Genomic DNA, 18986 nt, shown 5'->3' with positions numbered 1-18986 from the left:
CATGCTATATGGGAGCGGATTGGAGCGGCAAAAGCCTGCCTGTGGTTCGAGTTGGGAATATCTTTCGCGATGACGGCAACAATGCAGACGGGCGCCGGTGACGCGAAGGCCACCACCAAGGTTTATCCTGGCCGCGCCGCCGTCATCAGCTGGATCTTCTTCGACTGGGCTGCGCAGCCATATTTCACGCTGATCACGACCTTCGTGTTCGCGCCTTATTTCGCGCGCTTCGTCGCGCCTGATGCCGCGAGCGGCCAGGCGCTGTGGGGCTTTGCCACCGCGGCGGCCGGACTTGTGATCGCGCTGCTGTCCCCGGTGCTGGGGGCAATCGCCGATGCCAGCGGCCGGCGCAAGCCGTGGATCGCGGGCTTCGGTGCGCTGCTCGTGATTGGCGCCAGCGCGATGTGGATCGGCAAGCCCGGCAATCCCGACATCATCCCGGCGCTGCTGCTCGCCTATGCGATTGCGAGCGTCGGTGTCGAGTTCGCGACCGTGTTCAACAATGCGATGATGCCGACCCTGGTGCCGCCGGACCGGATCGGGCGGCTGTCAGGCACCGGCTGGGCCACCGGCTATGTCGGGGGCATCCTGAGTCTTGTTCTCGTGCTCGGCTTTCTTGCCGCCAATGCCGAGACCGGCCGCACGCTGTTCGGCTTCACGCCGCTGTTCGGTCTCGATCCCGCCATGCATGAAGGCGACCGCATCACCGGTCCGCTGACCGGGTTGTGGTTCATCATCTTCGTGACGCCGATGTTCCTGTTCACGCCGGACTATCCGACGAAGCGCCCGATGCGCGCGGCGCTCGGCGAAGGCCTGCGCGAGCTCAGGCAATCGTTGTCGAGCCTGCCGAAGCAGAAGTCACTGGCGCGCTTCCTGCTGGCGAACATGATCTACACCGACGGGCTGGTCTCGCTGTTTGCGTTCGGCGGCATCTATGCCGCAGGCACGTTCGGCTGGGACACGATCCGGATCGGTACCTTCGGCATCATCCTCGCGGTGGCCGGCACGTTCGGCGGCTGGATCGGTGGCAAGCTCGATGATGCATTCGGACCGAAGCGCGTGATCACCGCCAGCTTGCTGATCCTGCTGTTTGCGATCGTCGTGATCCTCACCGTGAACAAGGATTCCGTCCTGTTCATCCAGGTCGTGCCGCCGGTGCCTGGCGGTCCGTTGTTCGCGGGCGCCGCCGAGCGCGCCTACATCGTGCTGGGCTGCCTGATCGGCGCCACCGGTGCGCCGCTGCAGGCCGCCTCGCGCTCGCTCCTGATCCGCCTCGCGCCGAAGGATCGCATCGCGCAGTATTTTGGCTTGTTCGCGCTTACCGGCAAGGTGACGTCGTTCATCGGCCCGCTCCTGATCGGCGCGATCACCGCGGCGACCGCGAGCCAGAAGGCCGGCATGGCGGTGCTGGTGGCGTTCTTCGTCGCGGGACTGGCGCTATTGGCGAAGGTGCGGGAGTAAACCACCGCCGTCGTCCCGGCGCAGGCCGGGACCCATACCGCGTGATCCATCGAAGGCGCGCTGGGGCTAGTGTCCCGAGTCACAAGTTCGCAATCATAGATTCGCAGTAGATTCGCGTCGCTGTGCCAAGGATGGAGGCAAACAGCGGCGGAGTCTCCAATGGCGGTCCAGCAACTTGCCCCCCTGATATTGAGTGATGATGAGCGGGCTGAACTGACGTCGCTGACGATGCGGCGGAAGACGGCTCAGGCGCTGGCTCTGAGAGCCCGGATCGTGCTGACCTGTGCGGAAGGTGGTCAGAACACGGAAGTGGCGGTCAAGCTCGGGCTGGACCGGCAGACCGTAGGCAAGTGGCGGCGGCGCTTTATGGCACAGCGTGTGGCCGGGCTGCACGACGAGCCGCGTTCCGGCGCGCCGCGCACGATTGACGATGCCCGCATCGAAGCCGTGATCGTGAGGACGTTGGAGAGTTGCCCTGAGAACGCCACTCATTGGAGCTCCCGCGACATGGCCAAGACCAGCGGCCTATCGGTATCGACGGTCCAACGCATCTGGCGGGCCTTCGGGCTCCAGCCGCACCGGATGGAGACGTTCAAGCTCTCGACCGATCCGAACTTCGTGGCCAAAGTGCGCGATGTCGTGGGCCTCTACGTCTCACCACCCGAGCACGCCATCGTTCTGTGTGTGGATGAGAAGTCCCAAATCCAGGCGCTGGACCGCAGCCAGCCGTTGCTGCCGATGCGTCCCGGCCAGGCGGCCCGAAGGAGCCATGACTACAAAAGGCATGGCACCACATCGTTGTTCGCCGCCCTCGATATTGCGACGGGACGGGTCATCGGCAAATGCTACGGGCGCCACCGCACCGCCGAGTTCCGCAAGTTCCTTGACGAGATCGAGGCTGCCGTACCGCGCGAACTCGACGTCCATCTCGTCATGGACAATTACGTCACGCACAAGACCCCAATGATCCGGAGATGGCTCGCCAAAAGGCCGCGTTGGCACGTGCACCTGACCCCGACCAGTTCGTCATGGCTCAACCAAGTCGAGCGCTTCTTCGCGCTCCTCACCGATAAGAAGATCAGGCGCGGCGTCTATCGCAGCGTAGCCGCCCTCAGGGCGGACATCGCCTCGTTCATCGAACGACACAACGCCGATCCAAAACCGTTCCGATGGACCAAATCCGCCGATGATATCCTTGCTTCCATCGAGCGCTTCTGCCGTTACAATGCCCCGGCAAAACAAGCCCCGATGTTGCGAACTTCTGGTTCAGGACACTAGTTGTCCCTCACCAAGCAACATGGGTGGTTATGGGTCCCTGCTTTCGCACTAGCGGGGACGACAGGTTTGTAGCCCGGATGGAGCGAAGCGCAATCCGGGGTCTTTGGTCCGCGGAGAAACCGCCCCGGATTTCGCTACGCTCCATCCGGGCTACAGGTCGTACTCAATGCCGGAAATGCCGCACGCCGGTGAACACCATGGCGATGCCGTGCTCGTCGGCGGCCTTGATCACCTCGTCGTCGCGCATCGAGCCGCCGGGCTGGATCACCGCGGTGGCGCCGGCCTCGATGCAGGCGAGCATGCCGTCGGCGAACGGGAAGAAGGCGTCGGAGGCGACCACCGAACCCTTGGTCAGGGGCTCGGCGAGCTTCAGCTCGGCGGCCGCGTCCAGCGCCTTGCGCGCGGCGATCCGTGCCGAATCGACCCGGCTCATCTGGCCGGCGCCGATGCCGACGGTCGCGAGGTCCTTGGCGTAGATGATGGTGTTCGACTTGACGTGCTTGGCGACGCGGAACGCGAATTTGAGATCGCGCAGCTCGGCGTCGGTCGGCGCACGCTTGGTCGCGACCTTCAGGTTCATGTCCTCGACCACGGCATTGTCGCGGCTCTGCACCAGGAGGCCGCCGGCGACGGTCTTGGCGGTGAGGCCGACCGCGCGCGCGTTCGGCAGGCCGCCGGCGAGCAGCAGGCGCAGATTGCGCCGGCCGGCGATGATCGAGATCGCCTCCTCGGTTGCGTCGGGCGCGATGATCACCTCGGTGAAGATGCCGATGATGGCGCGCGCGGCGTCCGCATCGAGCGTGCGATTGACCGCGATGATGCCGCCATAGGCCGAGGTGGAATCGCAGGCCAGCGCGCGGGCATAGGCGGTGGCGAGATCGGGGCCCTCGGCAACGCCGCAGGGGTTGGCGTGCTTGACGATGACGCAGGCCGCGGTGCGCTGCGGATCGAACTCGCCGACGCATTCATAGGCCGCGTCGGTGTCGTTGATGTTGTTGTAGGACAGTTCCTTGCCTTGCAGCTGGCGTGCGGTCGCAACGCCCGGCCGCTTCTCCGGCGTGGCATAGAACGCTGCGGTCTGGTGCGGGTTCTCGCCATAGCGCAGCGACTGGATCAGCTTGCCGCCGAAGGCGCGGAAATCCGGCGCCTTGGTGTCGAGCTGCACGGCAAACCAGTTCGAGATCGCGGCGTCATAGGCTGCCGTGCGCGCATAGGCCTTGGCGGCGAGCCGCCGGCGCAACTGAAGCGAGGTCGCGCCCTTGTGCGCGGCGAGCTCGTCGAGCACGGCAGAATAGTCGTTCGCCTCGACCACTACGGCGACGTCGTCATGGTTCTTGGCTGCGGCGCGGATCATCGCGGGACCGCCGATGTCGATGTTCTCGATGCACTCCTCGAAGCCGGCGCCTTTGTCGACGGTGGCCTCGAACGGATAGAGGTTGACGACCAAGAGGTCGATCGGCGCGATGCCGTGCGAGGCCATCGCCGCGGTGTGTTCCTTGTTGTCGCGGATCGCGAGCAGGCCGCCATGCACCTTCGGGTGCAGCGTCTTGACCCGGCCATCCATCATCTCCGGAAAACCGGTGAGCTCGGAGACGTCCTTGACCTTCAGCCCGGCCGCCGCGATCGCCTTGGCGGTGCCGCCGGTCGAGACCAGCTCGACGCCATGGTCGGCCAGCGCCTTGGCGAAATCGATCAGTCCGGTCTTGTCGGAAACGGACAACAGAGCGCGGGTCACGCGGCGAAGCTGCTCGGTCATATCGGAAAATCCCTGGCTGTTAAGGCAGCCGGGTAGCATGGTTTTGTGCCGTACGAAACCGGTACATGCGCCTGATTCCCCGCAAATTGAGGGTGGTCCGGTATTCTTTCCCCGTCACGCTGAGGAGCGCGCAGCGCGTCTCGAAGGGTCGACGGCCACCGGCGGGGCCGTGCATCCTTCGAGACGCCGCTTCGCGGCTCCTCAGGATGACGGGTTGGAGGACTCACCCGTCCTACAGCGGCAGTTCCGGCTCGCGGCGGGCGTTGCGGCGCGCGGTGGTGGCGGAGGCCGAGGTCGAGGAGCGCACGAAGCTCCAGCGGATGGTGCCGGCCTGCCTCGCGTCCTGCCGGATCACGATCTGGGAGGTGCGGCGCGGGCCGTCATTGCCGGCCAGGAACACGCTGTCCTCGAGATCGACCTTGTCGTCCATCGCCTCGAAGGTCCAGACGTCGCGGTTGGGCAGCACCAGCATCACGCCGCGGGCATCCGACAGCCGGCTCGCCTTCACCGAGGGATGCAAATGGAAGCGCAGCGCGAAATCGGCCTCGCTGCCCTTGATGCGGCCGCCCGGCGCCGGCGACAGCGAATCTTCGCCCTCCAGCCGCGTGCCGTCCTGCGAGACCATCAGCACACGGCGGTGGATCACGCCGAAGCGCGAGAGATAGCCGTCATGCGAGGCGGTGAGCACGTCGCCGTCGGGAACGGCTTCGCGGTAGCTCTCGACATTGCTCGGACCGCTGGTGATGGGCGCGCCGCGGAGCAGCCGCTTCATCGCCGACAGCTCGACGAACTGGCATGACGAGGCGTCGCGATAGGTCAGCGTCGAATGCGCCGCGGTGGAGCGCGCGAACGGCCGCCAATTGTCGCGGCCTGTGCTTGGCATGCCGCAATTGACGACAATGCGGCTCACCCCGGAGGAGAGCTCGAACGACAGGCAGCCGGCATGCGCGTCCTGGCTGACGCTGGCCGGCGGCGGCGGGCCGGTATCGATGATCAAGGCGGTGTTGCCGGCATCAAGCCGCTGAAAGCCGGTATGCGGCATGCTCGCCATCGGCACGCCGCGGGTGTCGTCATAGGCGAGCAGCGTCGCGACGAGATCGGACGGCGCGGTGCTCATGCCGTTGAACAGCGCGAAGCTGCCGTCGCCGTGCCGGAAGAAGCGCAGCATCGGCATCATGCGGTCGATCGCGTTGAGCAGCGCCGGCGGCGGCGCGATATTCCGTGCGGCAAAGGTCTGCCGCAGCGGCAGGAGATCGCTGAGCAGCTCGACCAGCGCGCCGGGATTGCGCGAGATGTGGCCGCCATCGGGCAGGATCTGGCGCTGCAATTCGTCGGACAGCTTGCGCGTCGCCGATTTGATGTTGCGCGCCTGGTTGGCGAGACAGAGCGAGGCGTAGCACAGCGCGATCAGCACCTGCAGGCGCGGAACGCCGTCATTGTCGAGCGTCGCGTGGCGCAGATAGCGGATCTCGCGCGCCAGCCCGCGCAGATATTTGCGGTAGAATTTTCCGTCGGTGTCGCCGAGCACCAATGGAGCCTGCGACAGCAGCGAGATCACCCGCCGCGCGCGCACATCGGCGCGGCGCTCCAGCGGCCGCTTGCGGGCCTGGTTGGAGATCCAGTCGTCGACCAGCGAACGGGCGTTGGCGCGGGTCAGCGCGGTGTCGGCGGCGCGCAGGTGGCGCAGCCAGCCAAAGCCGAGCAGGGCGGCTTCCCAATCCTCCGACGGTGGCTCGAGATCGAAGATCGAGCGGCCGTGGCAGGTGACGATCTTGCCGGCGAAGACGAATCGTCCGGCATAGATCTCGGCCGCGCGGGTGGCGTCGGCGGTCCGCAGATCGTGCGGGGCGATGACCAGCCGGTCGGTGCGGCCGGGCCAGAGCCGCGACAGCGCAATCGTGCTCCCGCTGGCGCGTGCGAGCATGCTGCGGGCAAAGCGGCCAGCAATCAGCGTCGAGATGCGTCTGCTTTGAGCGACCGACACGCCTAACCTTGCGGGGAGGGAATTTTCAACGAATCCTTATTTAGTCCGGAAACGCGGCCAAGACACCTGCCAAGACACCTGCCCAGGCACCTGCCCAGGCACCCTCTTGATACCGCACGAATCACTTCGAGCTTAGAGGACTGAAGTTTAAAATCAGGATTTAACCAGCCGGGCCGCGTAAAATCCGTCCAGCCCGCCGAGCCGCGGGTCGGCATTGGGCAAATGGCTCGGCAAAGTGCGCAGATCGCCGTCGGCGGTGATGATGTCGTCGAGGCCGGCGACCTCGCTTGTCTCGACCGGCGCACGGCGCAGGCCTGATTCGCTCGCCAGCAGCGCGGCGATCGCGTGCTCGCCTTCCTCCGGCTCCAGCGAGCAGGTGCAGTAGACCAGCGTGCCGCCGGGCTTCAGCAGATTGGCGGCTTTTTGCAGCAGCCGCTTCTGCAGCGCCGACAGCGCGGCGATGTCGCCTTCCTGCCGCAGCCAGGCGACGTCGGGGTGGCGGCGGATGGTTCCCGTCGAGCTGCAGGGCGCATCGACCAGGATACCGTCGAAGCTTGCGGCCTCGGCGGGCCATTCGGCGGCGTCGGCAATGACGGTCTCGGCCTGCAAGGCCAGACGCGTGAGATTGTCGCGCAGCCGCGCCACGCGCGCCGGCGAGCGGTCGACCGCGGTGACGTGCGCGCCGGCCAGCGCGAGCTGGGCGGTCTTGCCGCCGGGCGCGGCGCAGAGATCCGCGACCGCCTTGTCCTTGATGTCGCCGAACAGCCGCACCGGCAGCGCGGCGGCGGCGTCCTGCACCCACCACTGTCCTTCGGCAAAGCCGGGCAGCATCGTGACGGAACCCTGCAGCAGCGTGCGCACGGTTCCCGTCGGCAGCGTCTCGCCGTGCAGGCGGGTCGCCCATTGCGCCGCGTCCGACTTCACCGTCAGATCGAGCGATGGCTCGTGGCCGAGCGCAAGCGCCATGTCGCGCGCGGTAGCTTCGCCGTAATGCGCGTTCCAGCGCGCCAGCATCCATGGCGGCAGGTCCAGGGTCTGCATGCTGATCTCGTCGATCAGGCCCTGGCCCTCGCGCGCGCAGCGGCGCAGCACGGCGTTGATGAGCCCGGCATATTTCGCGGCGCGCCGGTCGGACTGCACCAGCCGCACCGAGAGATCGACCGCGGCATGGTCGGGCACGTCCATCCAGAGAATCTGTGCCGCGCCGATCAGGAGCGCGCTCTGCGCGCGCGGCGCATCGGTCGGGATGCCGCGATCGAGCAGGCGCGACAGCAGATGGCCGAGCGTGCCGAGCTTGCGCAAGATGGTCGACACCAGCCGGCGCATCAGCGCACGGTCGCGATCGGCGAGCGATTTCAGGCCGGGATGCGCGCCGGCGCCGTCGAGCTGGTCGTCGAGCGTGCGGTGCTTGTGCAGCACGCCATCGAGGATGTCGGCCGCGATGCGGCGAGCCGCGAGACCGGGGACTTCGGCAGGTACTGCAAATCTTGAAGGAGGCATGAAGCGGAGATATCTCGAAGGTGCTGAGTTACATTCGGCTCATGCCCATCAACTCCATACCACCTCTGGCATGCGAATATGCCAAATGTAAGAATCGCCTTGCGGGATTTCGTGATCGTGATGTCGTCACTGAGCCAGTACAGAGATACGGAATCCGCAGGCAGAAAGTTTTGCCATGTCTGATAAATCGCCGTTGTCATCGCCGCTGGAGGCCGCGCCGCGCAAGCCGCTGACGCCAGCCGCGCAACGCGCGCTCGCCGAGGCCGCGGCGCGGCGCAGGGCTGCAGAGGAGGCGGCCGCGCAGAACGCGGCGGCGCGGCCGAAGGAGTTCCAGGGTCCGAAGGGGCCGGAACCGACGCGTTACGGCGATTGGGAGACCAAGGGCATCGCCTCGGACTTCTGAGAGCCTTGCCTGACGGCTCGACTCGCGCCAGTCTGGGAAAATGTCCCCATACGAAAGAATAAATGCTTATCGTGGGACGGGACGTCCGCCCTTCCGAAGATCACCTTGGGGCCGCCGCGTCTCGGCGGCGCTGCCATGGGTGTTCGTGCTCGGCATTGCCGTCGGCAGCACGCTGCCGATCCGACAATGGGTGCATCTGCCGCCGCATTGGTCGCTCGGCAGGTCGCGCGACACCGACGTGATCTGGCAGCGGGCCGGCGCGCCCGACATCAGGCACAACGTTGATGTGATCAGGACGATCGACGGCGACACGTTCGAGGCGCGGGTGCATTTCTCGCCGGGCCCGGATCTGTACACGCGAGTCCGGCTGCGCGGCATCGATGCGCCGGAGCTGAAGGCGTCCTGTGCGCGCGAACTGCAGATGGCGCAAGCGGCGACGGTGGCGCTGCGTGACCTGCTCGGCCAGGGCGACGTCGCGATCTACAATGTCGGTCCCGACAAATATCAGGGCCGTGTCGTCGCCGACGTCGCGACCAGGAAGACCGACAACGTCTCGGCCGCGCTGCTCGCGGCCGGTCATGCGCGGGCCTACAATGGCGGGCACCGGTTCGGCTGGTGCGGATATTTCGCGCGCTAGGCGACAGCTCAAACCAGGCTGGGCAAACAAAAGCCGCGCATCTGCGCGGCCTTGCTTTGGACGAGGCGCTGTGCCTGATCAGCGGGTGACGACGACCGTCGTGCCAATCTCGACGCGCGAATAGAGGTCGGTGATGTCGCTGTTGAGCATGCGGATGCAGCCGTAGGAGACGAAACCGCCGACCGAGCCCGGCACGTTGGTGCCGTGGATCGCATATTCACCGCCGGCCAGCGTCATCGCAGCGACGCCCATCGGGTTATGCGGCGAGCCGCCGGCGATCACGTTCGGGATGCTGGGCTTGTCGCGCTTGACCTCGGCGGGCGGCGACCAGGCTGGGTTGCGATATTTGCCGTCGATCTTCGTGGTGCCGGCCCACTGCTTGCCGGACTTGCCGACACCGACCGGATAACGCATCGCGTGGCCGGAATCGAGAATGAGGTAGAGCCGCCGTTCGTTGGTCTTCACTACGATGGTGCCTGGCTCATAGTTGTCGGCGTGTATTCCCACCATTTCCGGCCGGGCTTCGGCCGCCTGCGATATCAAAGCAACCGCACCAAGGGTGGCAGCCAGCGCCACCGCAAACTTCCTCGACATCAACCTCTCCACTTCCCAACAGCTCCCGCAAGGAAGCCAAAAACGAAGATGCAGAGCCCTTGAAAAACCGGGCCTGCCGGTCTCACGCACGCAACATTAACTGCGTGTGTTAACCGGGTGGTTTCACACCGGCCGCGAGACACGTCTTGATGGCGGGAGAGAATGAAAAGTTCGGATTAAAGTAAATGACATGGAAACAACACTTGGCCACAAACGCGCCTCAATCGCGCCTTGCCTATGACAATCCCGTGAAGCGCCCGTTGCAGGAAACGGGAAGGGCCGCGGCGGTGATCGCGCGCGGCCCTTCTTTGGTCTTCTGATCCTTGCTGCTGCTGGCCTTACGCCGGCGCGCCCTTCTTGTTCTGACGGTTCTGCACGAGGTCGTCGACCACGGCCGGATCGGCCAGGGTCGAGGTGTCGCCGAGGCTCGACGACTCGTCCTCGGCGATCTTGCGCAGGATGCGGCGCATGATCTTGCCGGAGCGCGTCTTGGGCAGGCCGGGCGCGAACTGGATCAGGTCCGGCGAGGCGATCGGCCCGATGTCCTTGCGGACCCAGGCGACCAGCTCCTTGCGCAGCGCTTCCGTCGGCTCGGTGCCCTTCATCAGCGTGACATAGGCGTAGATGCCCTGGCCCTTGATGTCGTGCGGATAGCCGACGACCGCGGCCTCCGAGACCGCCTCATGCGCGACCAGCGAGCTCTCGACCTCGGCGGTGCCCATGCGATGGCCGGAGACGTTGATGACGTCGTCGACGCGGCCGGTGATCCAGTAATAGCCGTCGGCATCGCGCCGGCAGCCGTCGCCGGTGAAATACTTGTTCTTGTAGGTCGAGAAATAGGTCTGCTCGAACCGCGCGTGGTCGCCATAGACCGTGCGCATCTGGCCTGGCCATGACCTGGTCAGGCAGAGATTGCCCGAGGTCTCGCCGTCGAGCGTCTTGCCGTCGGCATCGACGATCTCCGGCACCACGCCGAAGAACGGCCGTGTCGCCGAACCGGGCTTCAGCTTGGTCGCGCCGGGCAGCGGCGTGATCAGGATGCCGCCGGTCTCGGTCTGCCACCAGGTGTCGACGATCGGGCAGCGGTCGTCGCCGACCACGCGGTAATACCACTCCCAGGCTTCCGGATTGATCGGCTCGCCGACCGAGCCGAGCAGGCGCAGCGATTTGCGCGAGGTCTTCTTCACCGGTTCGTCGCCACCCTGCATCAGCGCGCGGATCGCGGTCGGCGCGGTGTAGAAGATGTTGACCTTGTGCTTGTCGACCACGTTCCAGAAGCGCGAATTGTCCGGATAGTTCGGCACGCCCTCGAACATCAGCGTGGTCGCGCCGTTACAGAGCGGCCCGTAGAGAATGTAGCTGTGGCCCGTGACCCAGCCGACGTCGGCGGTGCACCAATAGATGTCGCCGTCGTGATAATCGAACACATATTGATGCGTCATCGACGCAAACACGAGGTAGCCGGCCGAGGTGTGCAGCACGCCCTTCGGCGTTCCGGTCGAGCCCGAGGTGTAGAGGATGAACAGCGGGTCCTCGGCGTGCATATGCTCGGCCGGGCATTCCGTCGTCACCATGGCAGCGGCCTCGTGATACCAGAGGTCGCGGGTCGGGTTCATGTCGATCTTGCCGCCGGTGCGCTTCACCACTACGACCCAATCGACGCCGCCGGTCTTGGCGATGGCGGCATCGACATTGGCCTTCAGCGGCACTTTCCTGCCGCCGCGCAGGCCCTCGTCGGCGGTGATCACCACCTTCGAGTCGCAGTCCTTGATGCGCTGCGCGAGGCTGTCCGGCGAGAAACCGCCGAACACCACCGAATGAATGGCGCCGATCCGCGCGCAGGCCAGCATGGCGTAGGCCGCTTCCGGAATCATCGGCAGATAGATCGTGACGCGATCGCCCTTGTTGACGTTCCGCGTGCGCAGGATGTTGGCCATCTTGCAGACTTCGTCGTGCAGCTGGCGGTAGGTGATGTGTTTGGATTCGGAGGGATCGTCGCCCTCCCAGATGATCGCGGTCTGGTCGCCGCGCTTGTCGAGATGGCGGTCGATGCAGTTCCAGGCGACGTTCAGCACGCCATCCTCGAACCATTTGATCGAGATGTTGCCCGGTGCGAAGGAGACGTTCTCGACCTTGGTGAAGGGCTTGATCCAGTCGATCCGCTTGCCGTGCTCGGCCCAGAAGCCGTTCGGGTCCTTGACCGAGTGCGCATACATCTCGCGATATTTGGCGTCATCGATATAGGCGCGCTTGGCCCAGTCGGCCGACACGTCATAGATCTTCTCGGACATCATTTTCCTCCACTCATTGCCGATCGCGCACGACGCGACGGCAAGCCGTCTTGATCATTGCCGCGATTATGCGTTGCCGCATTCCGGCCCGGCAAGGAAAAAGGACTGTCACTTTCGTCGCGTTGAAGCCGCCGGATAGTCCGCCGGCTTCCGCTTGTGATAGGACGGCTTACCGCAACGCATCGACGAGAGAAACCTATGCGCCATCGCTTGCTCGGGGTCACTGGTCTCTTGGTCGTAGTGGTATCGTTCTCTGCGCGTTCGCCGTCGCTGCAGTGGTGCCGCGTGCGACGACGATGCGCTGACGCCGATTTTGATCGACGGCTTCGGGCACAATTGAACGAATTGTCGGACGCCGCCGCGATGAGCTGCGTCAACACGTTCGTGACCGAATAATCCTTGATTGCGGCCAGCGGTTGGACCGTCCCGTGGCTGCCGAGCTCGAGCCGCGCCCCGGCGAGAGCGGCGCGCGAAAGGGCAAGGTCGCTGACCTGATCTGGGGGACCGCGGTGGACCTCCGGGCGTTCAAACGCCGGTTTCCGGCACCGCGCTCGCGTCATTTTGTCCGATCCCGGGCAGCCCAAAATCAACGTTAGCGGGCGAATGGCACCCATGAAAGGTAATTTAATACAGTCAATAACTGATTCGCGACTCGCAATGTCGGCCCCGACGCCCTAAATCGCGTTTCCGAGGCCAGACGGCCCACCGGAACGAAGCCCGAAGCAACGGCATTACCGGGAGAACAGCGGAACAAGGCGTCTTGCGAGAGTAATGATGGATCAGCAGAATATCGCGGCTGTGCGGCCCGTTTCCGCCGATCCCGCTGTCGCCTTGGCAAAGGCACTGGGCCAGTGGCCGTCCAAGCCGCCGCGGGCCAGGCTGCAGCCGCCGGCAAAACTCAAGCTCGACGCGCCCGCTGCCATCAGAACGACGGTTGAAGAACTGGCGCGCGATCTGGGCCTGCGGCTCGGCGACCAGAACGAATTGACCATCCGCCGCATCAAGCGCGGCAAGACCTATTCATTCGTCCGTGCCAATGGCTCGCGGGTCCGCGATGCGCGCACCATCCGCCGGCTGCACGCGATGGCGGTCCCGCCGGCCTATCGCCAGGTGCGCTATTCCAGCGATCCGAGCTCGCATCTGCAGGCAGTCGGCCGCGATGCCGCGGGCCGGCTGCAATATCGCTATCACGCTGACTGGGAGAAGGTTCGCGAGCAGCGCAAGGCGCATCGCCTCGCCAAGCTGGTGGCCGCGCTGCCGAAGATCCGGCGCAAGGTCTCGGCGTTTCTGTCCGGCGACGAGCCGACGCGCGAGTTCGCGCTGTCGGCGGTGATCGAACTAATCGCGCGCACCGCGATCCGGCCTGGCAACGAATCCTATGCGCGCCTCAACGGCACCCGCGGCGCCACCACGCTCTTGAAGTCCAACGTCACGCTGGAAGACGACTCCCTGGTGCTGACCTTCAAGGCCAAGGGCGGCAAGGCCGTGCGCAAGGAATGCGATGCGGCCAAGCTGGTGCGTGCGATCGGCATCCTGCGCGGCGTCCCGGGCAAGCGCATGTTTCAGTATTACGACCGCTCCGGCGTGGTACGGGCCGCCTCGACCACGGCGGTGAACGCGTTCCTGCGCGAGATCGCCGGCATCAAGATCTCGCTGAAGGATTTCCGCACCCTGATGGCGTCGGCCGTCGTCGTGGAATCGCTGTCCCGGATCACGCCGGCCACCAGCCAGCGCGGCCGCAAGCGCCAGGTGCTGGATGCGATCCGTGCCGCCGCCGACCAGCTGTCCAACACGCCGGCGATCTGCCGCAAGAGCTATGTCCACGACACCATCGTCACAGCCTTCGAGGACGGCATCCTCGAACGCTTCGCCGCGACGATGGGAGGCTACCGCACCCAGTCCAAGCGCGAGCAATTGCTGGCGCAGGTGGTGATGGCGGCCGGGGCGTAGGTCCCGCAAGCCGTCGTCCCGGCGAAAGCCGGGACCCGTTACCACAGCCGCCTGTGATTAGAATTCGCTGTGGCCCCAGCTCGTTTCAGCAATCGACATTTGGGGTAATGGGTCCCGGCCTTCGCCCGGCCTTCGCGGGGACGACAGTAGAGTTGGACGAGACATCACAGCCCGCCCATCTTGCAGACGTACTTCCACTCCTCCGCGGTCACCGGCTGCACTGAAAGCCGCGAATACTTTACCAGCGCCATGTCGGCGAGCTTCTTGTCCGCCTTGATCGCGGCCATCGTCACCGGCGTCTTCAGCGGCTTGTCGGCCTTGATGTCGACGCAGACGAACTTGCCGGTCTTGTCGGTCGGGTCGGGATAGGCTTCCTTGATGATCTCGGCGATGCCGACGATCTCTTTGCCCTCGTTGGAATGATAGAAGAACGCCTTGTCGCCCTTCTTCATGTTGACGAGATTCTGCCGTGCCGTGAAGTTGCGCACGCCGGTCCAGGCTTCGCCCTTCGCGCCCTTGGCGACCTGATGGTCCCACGACCAGACCGACGGTTCGGATTTCACCAGCCAGTAATTCATCGCAACTCACCCCGTTCGATTGCGCTGCAATCTACAGCGACGCGGATGCCCGCGACAAGCACGGGCATCTGATCCCGGCGCGGCACCTACTGTTTCAAATATCGATCGAAGAACCTGGCGATGTCGGTGAACGTCTCCTTCGTCTCGGGCGCGTCGACGTTGAACTGGTACTGCGCGTGCGACTGCCCCTCATAGACATTGAGATCGGCGATCACGCCGGCGCGGCGCAACTTGCGATGCGTGCGAACCGTGTTGCTGAGGAACAGATCGCGCGTGCCCGATGTCAGGATGGTCGGTGGGAAGCCCTTGAAGTCACCATAGATCGGCGAAATGTAGGGGTTCTTCAGGCTGGTGCCGTTTGCATAAAGCTTCGCCGCGCGGCCGAGCCAGCCGTCCCAGGTCACCAGCACATTGTCGACCCATTCATTGCTCGCGTAGCTGTCGCCGATCTTGTCGATATCGGACCAGGGCGTGCCTGGCGCGATGGCGGCGGGCAGCGGCAGCTTCTCATCCTTCGCCCGCAACACCATCGCAAGCGTCATCGCCCCACCGGTTGAGGTGCCGAAGATGGCCAGCCGGCGGTGCTCGTGCGATTTCAGAACTTCCTTCCAGACCGCCATCGCGTCGTCCATCGCGGCCGGATAGGGGAAGTCCGGCGGCATCCGGTAGTCGACCGAGAGGACCTTGAAGCCGCCAAAGCCGGCCATCATGATGGCTTCCGGCAACGCGGCTTCGCCGGGACCGAACACGTAACCACCGCCATGGACGTGGATCAGCAGGCGTCGCCTGTTCTCGAGCGCGATCTTGTTCGGGGTCACGATGTAGCAGTGCACGCCGGCAAGCCTGGTTTCCTCGACCTTGACGCCGAGCTTCGCCTTCAGCGCCGGAATACCCGCGATCAGAAGCTTGGCGCGGCGATCGATCAACTCCTTCCATTCCGCAGGGGTTTTGGGGTCGGCATTGAAATGCGGCGGATAGGGCGCGCCGATCATTGCCTGCATCTCGGCAGACACGTCGGCGGTTGGATTGCCGATCGATTTGAGTGGCGCGACCCGCTTGCCGTTGTCGGCATTGGCGGCGGCCTCGCTCTTGGCAAGGTCGTCGTAGGTGGCGGCCGTTTGGGCGTGGGCTATGGCGGATGAGGCGGTGAGGGCGACGGCGAGGCTGATCGAAAGGATGGCACGATGCGGTTGACGCATGGGTTTTCCCTTGGGATCCGTTTTTCGATTTGTTGGACCGGGATCCGACGGTTCGCCGCCACGCTAGTATGCCGCGCACGTATCGTGAAGCTCCGCCACGCGCGACCGTGACGTGCGTTACTCCGCCTTGAACGGCCGCGTCAGCAGGCCTTCGATCGCTGCGTCAATGGTCAGCCGGTCGCCCAGGATCGCGGCGACCGCGTTTGACACCGGCATGTCGACCTTCTGCGCGGCGGCGAGCTCGCACAGCACCGGCGCGGTGAACGCGCCTTCGGCGAGCTTGCCGATCGGCGCGGCTTCGCCGCGGCCGAGCGCGAGGCCGAGTGCGAAATTGCGCGATTGCGCGGTCGAGCAACTCAGCAGCAGATCGCCCAATCCCGACAGGCCGGCGAGCGTCTCGGCGCGGGCGCCGCAGGCGCGGCCCAAGCGCGCGAGCTCGCTGAAGCCGCGCGTGGTCAGCGCGGCGAGCGCGGAGGCGCCGAGATTCTTGCCGACCACGATGCCGGCGGCGATCGCCAGCACGTTCTTGGCCGCGCCGCCGATCTCGACGCCACGCACGTCGGTGGTGTGATAGGGCCGGAAGGTCGCCGAGCCGAGCGCCTGGACGAGCGCGCGTGCCAGCGCTTCGTCCCTGGTGGCCAGCGTGACGGCGGTGGGCAGTCCGCGCGCGACGTCGTCGGCAAAGCTCGGCCCCGACAGGATCGCGGGGACCGCGCGCGGCGCGGCTTCCGCGATCACCTCGGTCATGAATTTATGCGTGCCGTGCTCGATGCCCTTGGCGCAGGCGATGACAGGCGTGTCGGGTTTGAGATGCGGCGCAAGATGCCCGACCGCCGCGCGCAGATGCTGCGCCGGTGTCACGGCCAGGATGATGTCAGCGAGTGCCGCGACGGCGATATCCGACGTCACGGCGATGCCGGGATGAAGCTGGACACCAGCCAGCCGCGGATTGACCCGCATCGCCTGGATCTGCGCGGCATGCTCGGCATTGCGCGCATACAGCGTCACCTTGCGCCCGGCGCGCGCCGCGACATCGGCCAATGCCGTGCCCCAGGCACCGGCTCCGATCACGCTCACTGACATATGCGCCGGCATCAGGCGGGCCTGCCTTCGCTCCCTCTCCCCGCTCTTGCGGGGAGAGGGTTGGGGTGAGGGGCTTTATCCGCGAGCGAGCCGAGTGTTGAGACCTGTACCCCCTCACCCGGATTGCTGCGCAATCCGACCTCTCCCCGCAAGCGGGGCGAGATGCGACGGTGCCTGATGCGCGCCCCGTCGTACATTGTTCAATATCCGGCGCGGCTGTTGGCGTGGCCGGCCGGCGCCTTGGCGTTGGCGTCGAGCAGCCAGCGCGCGCGCGGCGGCGCCTCCATCGTGTCGGTGAGGCCAAGCGCCATCCGCTCGGCGCCGGCCCAGGCGATCATCGCGCCATTGTCGGTGCAGAGCGCCGGCGGCGGGATGATCAGCGTGGTCTGCGCCTTCGCCGCAACCTCCTGCAGCGCACTGCGGATCGCATGGTTGGCGGCGACGCCCCCGGCCGCGACCAGCGCGCGCGGCGTGCCGAACCGCTCCTGAAACAGCTTCAGGCCGACGCTCAGCCGGTCCGCGGTCGATTCCAGCACCGCGGCCTGGAAACTCGCGCAGAGATCGCTGACGTCCTGCGGCTCGAGCGGCTCCAGCCGGCTGGCTGCATTGCGCACCGCCGTCTTCAGTCCCGACAGCGAGAAATTCGCATCGGCGCGGCCGAGCATCGGACGTGGAAAGCCAAACCGCGTCGGGTCGCCGCCGGCGGCCGCGCGCTCGACCTCCGGTCCGCCGGGATAGGGCAGCGACAGCATCTTCGCCACCTTGTCGAACGCCTCGCCCATCGCGTCGTCGACCGTGGTGCCGAGCCGCACATATTCACCGACGCCGACCACGGCGACGATCTGGGTGTGTCCGCCCGAGGCCAGGAACAGGCAATAGGGAAATGCCAGCGCGCAGGTCAGCCGCGGCGTCAGCGCGTGCGCCTCGAGATGGTTCACCGCGATCAGGGGCGTATCGTGCACCATCGCGATCGCCTTCGCGGTGGTGAGACCGACGATGACGCCGCCGATCAGGCCGGGGCCCGCGGCTGCCGCGACCGCCGACAATTGTCCGTAGCCGACGCCGGCCTCCTTCATCGCGGAGGCGACGATGCCGTCGAGCAGGTCGACATGGGCGCGCGCCGCGATCTCCGGCACCACGCCGCCGAAGCGGGCGTGCTCGTCGGTCTGCGAGCGCACGACGTTGGAGAGGATTTTCGCCTGCCCGTCAGCCTGGCGCTCGACCACGGCGGCCGCGGTCTCATCGCAGGTGGTCTCGATCCCCAGCACCAGCATCGGCGGTTCGTGTCCCAATTTCGGTCCTTGTGCTACGAGCATGATCCGGACAGGCCGGAACCGGTTTCCGGCAAGATGATGCTCATCAAAATGTCCGCTCCGGGGTAGCATTGCGAGGTCTTAAAGTGCAATCGGTCGCCAACGTCCAATTTATACGGCTGGAGGCCTGAAACCCTGACAATCCTTGTCACACGACCGCATCCGGACAATGACGCGACGCTCGCGACGCTGCGCCAGCGCGGCTTTGACGCCCTGTCGGCGCCGGTGCTGCGCTTCGAGCCGGTGCCGTTCCGCGGCGACGACGGTGCGGATTATGATGCCGTCATCCTGACCAGCGCGAATGCGCTGCGCGCGGTCGACCTCGCTGCCAGCCCCTTGTTGCGGCTGCCGCTGTTTGCGGTCGGGGCACACACCGCCGATGCGGCGCGCGCCGCGGGCTTCGACAAGGTGATGGTGGCGAAGGGCGATGCAGTCTCGCTGCGCAAGCTCGTGCTCGCACGGGTCGACGCCGGCGAACTGCCGGCATCGGCGACGCTGCTCTATCTCGCCGGCGCCGACCTGTCGCGCGATCTTGCGGGCGAGCTCGGCGAGCGCGGGCTCAGCGTCGTCACCCACACCACCTACCGGATGGCGCCGGTGGCCGGCTTCCCGAGGGAGGTCAGCGACGCCTTCATGGCGAACCGGATCACCGCGGTGCTGCACTATTCCCGCCGCAGCGCGCAGGCCTTTCTGGACACGGTCCGCGCCGACGGGATCGAGATCTCGGCGCTCGCCTTGCCGCAATGCTGCATCTCGGCGGCCGTCGCCGCGGTGCTCCATGACGCCGGCGCGACCAAGGTGGTGGTGGCGGCGCGGCCGGACGAAAACGCCCTGCTGGAGGCGCTCAGCCGCACCCTGCGACCGAGACCGGAATAATTCTTTCGTCTGACCATGATGTTAGGCAATGCTCGGTTATTCGGATCGTGCTCTAAGAGCCTGGGCCGATTCTGGTACAATAT

General features: G+C 65.8%; 15 protein-coding genes. 6 read left to right on the top strand and 9 right to left on the bottom strand.

Annotated elements, in window-relative coordinates; translation table 11 throughout:
* The first annotated feature begins 81 nt into the window (after positions 1-81).
* Both ACVMDN_RS37215 and ACVMDN_RS37210 read left to right on the top strand, forming a co-directional pair.
* The gene (locus ACVMDN_RS37215) at positions 82-1461 is read left to right on the top strand and encodes an MFS transporter (RefSeq protein WP_076833609.1); all 1380 of its coding nucleotides are present in this window, start codon (positions 82-84) and stop codon (positions 1459-1461) included.
* Between the two features lie 159 nt (positions 1462-1620).
* Positions 1621-2739 carry an IS630 family transposase gene (locus ACVMDN_RS37210; RefSeq protein WP_141343495.1) on the top strand — a complete coding sequence of 373 codons (1119 nt, stop codon included), beginning with the start codon at positions 1621-1623 and terminating at the stop codon, positions 2737-2739.
* A 163-nt stretch (positions 2740-2902) separates the two neighbouring features.
* On the opposite strand, the gene purH is transcribed toward ACVMDN_RS37210, so the two are convergent.
* From purH to ACVMDN_RS37195, 3 genes are all read right to left on the bottom strand, one after another.
* The gene (gene purH, locus ACVMDN_RS37205) at positions 2903-4495 is read right to left on the bottom strand and encodes a bifunctional phosphoribosylaminoimidazolecarboxamide formyltransferase/IMP cyclohydrolase (RefSeq protein WP_057021334.1); all 1593 of its coding nucleotides are present in this window, start codon (positions 4493-4495) and stop codon (positions 2903-2905) included.
* Between the two features lie 232 nt (positions 4496-4727).
* Positions 4728-6479, bottom strand: coding sequence for a heparinase II/III family protein (locus ACVMDN_RS37200; protein WP_076835003.1), 1752 nt, complete (start codon positions 6477-6479; stop codon positions 4728-4730).
* 153 nt (positions 6480-6632) lie between these two features.
* Positions 6633-7979 carry an RsmB/NOP family class I SAM-dependent RNA methyltransferase gene (locus ACVMDN_RS37195; protein WP_076835002.1) on the bottom strand — a complete coding sequence of 449 codons (1347 nt, stop codon included), beginning with the start codon at positions 7977-7979 and terminating at the stop codon, positions 6633-6635.
* A gap of 175 nt (positions 7980-8154) precedes the next feature.
* Between ACVMDN_RS37195 and ACVMDN_RS37190 the strand changes: the two genes are divergently transcribed.
* Complete coding sequence (locus tag ACVMDN_RS37190) at positions 8155-8382, top strand: DUF1674 domain-containing protein (RefSeq protein WP_057021331.1); 228 nt, start codon at positions 8155-8157, stop codon at positions 8380-8382.
* Positions 8383-8422: 40 nt separating this feature from the next.
* Positions 8423-9019 (top strand): thermonuclease family protein, encoded by a 597-nt coding sequence (locus tag ACVMDN_RS37185; RefSeq protein ID WP_210262897.1) that lies wholly within the window; start codon positions 8423-8425, stop codon positions 9017-9019.
* A gap of 78 nt (positions 9020-9097) precedes the next feature.
* Here the strand turns inward: ACVMDN_RS37185 and ACVMDN_RS37180 are convergent, their stop codons facing one another.
* Together ACVMDN_RS37180 and acs are read right to left on the bottom strand one after the other, a co-directional pair.
* Positions 9098-9613: a L,D-transpeptidase gene (locus ACVMDN_RS37180; RefSeq protein WP_076835001.1), complete on the bottom strand. Its 516-nt coding sequence runs from the start codon at positions 9611-9613 to the stop codon at positions 9098-9100.
* 338 nt (positions 9614-9951) lie between these two features.
* On the bottom strand, positions 9952-11904 hold the full coding sequence (acs, locus tag ACVMDN_RS37175) for an acetate--CoA ligase (RefSeq protein WP_076835006.1): 1953 nt from the start codon (positions 11902-11904) through the stop codon (positions 9952-9954).
* Positions 11905-12675: 771 nt separating this feature from the next.
* On the opposite strand from acs, the gene ACVMDN_RS37170 reads away from it, so the two are divergent.
* The gene (locus tag ACVMDN_RS37170; RefSeq protein ID WP_076835000.1) at positions 12676-13854 is read left to right on the top strand and encodes a DNA topoisomerase IB; all 1179 of its coding nucleotides are present in this window, start codon (positions 12676-12678) and stop codon (positions 13852-13854) included.
* A 164-nt stretch (positions 13855-14018) separates the two neighbouring features.
* On the opposite strand, the gene ACVMDN_RS37165 is transcribed toward ACVMDN_RS37170, so the two are convergent.
* The 4 genes from ACVMDN_RS37165 to tsaD all read right to left on the bottom strand — a co-directional run bounded on the left by ACVMDN_RS37165 (position 14019) and on the right by tsaD (position 17988).
* A complete protein-coding gene (locus ACVMDN_RS37165; protein ID WP_057021328.1) occupies positions 14019-14432 on the bottom strand; it encodes an EVE domain-containing protein in 414 nt (137 codons plus the stop codon).
* A gap of 86 nt (positions 14433-14518) precedes the next feature.
* Positions 14519-15631: an alpha/beta hydrolase gene (locus tag ACVMDN_RS37160; RefSeq protein WP_076834999.1), complete on the bottom strand. Its 1113-nt coding sequence runs from the start codon at positions 15629-15631 to the stop codon at positions 14519-14521.
* Between the two features lie 117 nt (positions 15632-15748).
* A complete protein-coding gene (locus ACVMDN_RS37155) occupies positions 15749-16726 on the bottom strand; it encodes an NAD(P)H-dependent glycerol-3-phosphate dehydrogenase (RefSeq protein WP_076834998.1) in 978 nt (325 codons plus the stop codon).
* Between the two features lie 188 nt (positions 16727-16914).
* Positions 16915-17988 (bottom strand): tRNA (adenosine(37)-N6)-threonylcarbamoyltransferase complex transferase subunit TsaD, encoded by a 1074-nt coding sequence (gene tsaD / locus ACVMDN_RS37150; protein ID WP_076834997.1) that lies wholly within the window; start codon positions 17986-17988, stop codon positions 16915-16917.
* A gap of 174 nt (positions 17989-18162) precedes the next feature.
* Between tsaD and ACVMDN_RS37145 the strand changes: the two genes are divergently transcribed.
* Complete coding sequence (locus ACVMDN_RS37145; RefSeq protein ID WP_076834996.1) at positions 18163-18903, top strand: uroporphyrinogen-III synthase; 741 nt, start codon at positions 18163-18165, stop codon at positions 18901-18903.
* Positions 18904-18986 lie beyond the last annotated feature (83 nt).

The organism is Bradyrhizobium sp. USDA 4510 (assembly GCF_054059095.1).
This window is presented reverse-complemented; position numbering and strand designations above follow the sequence as displayed.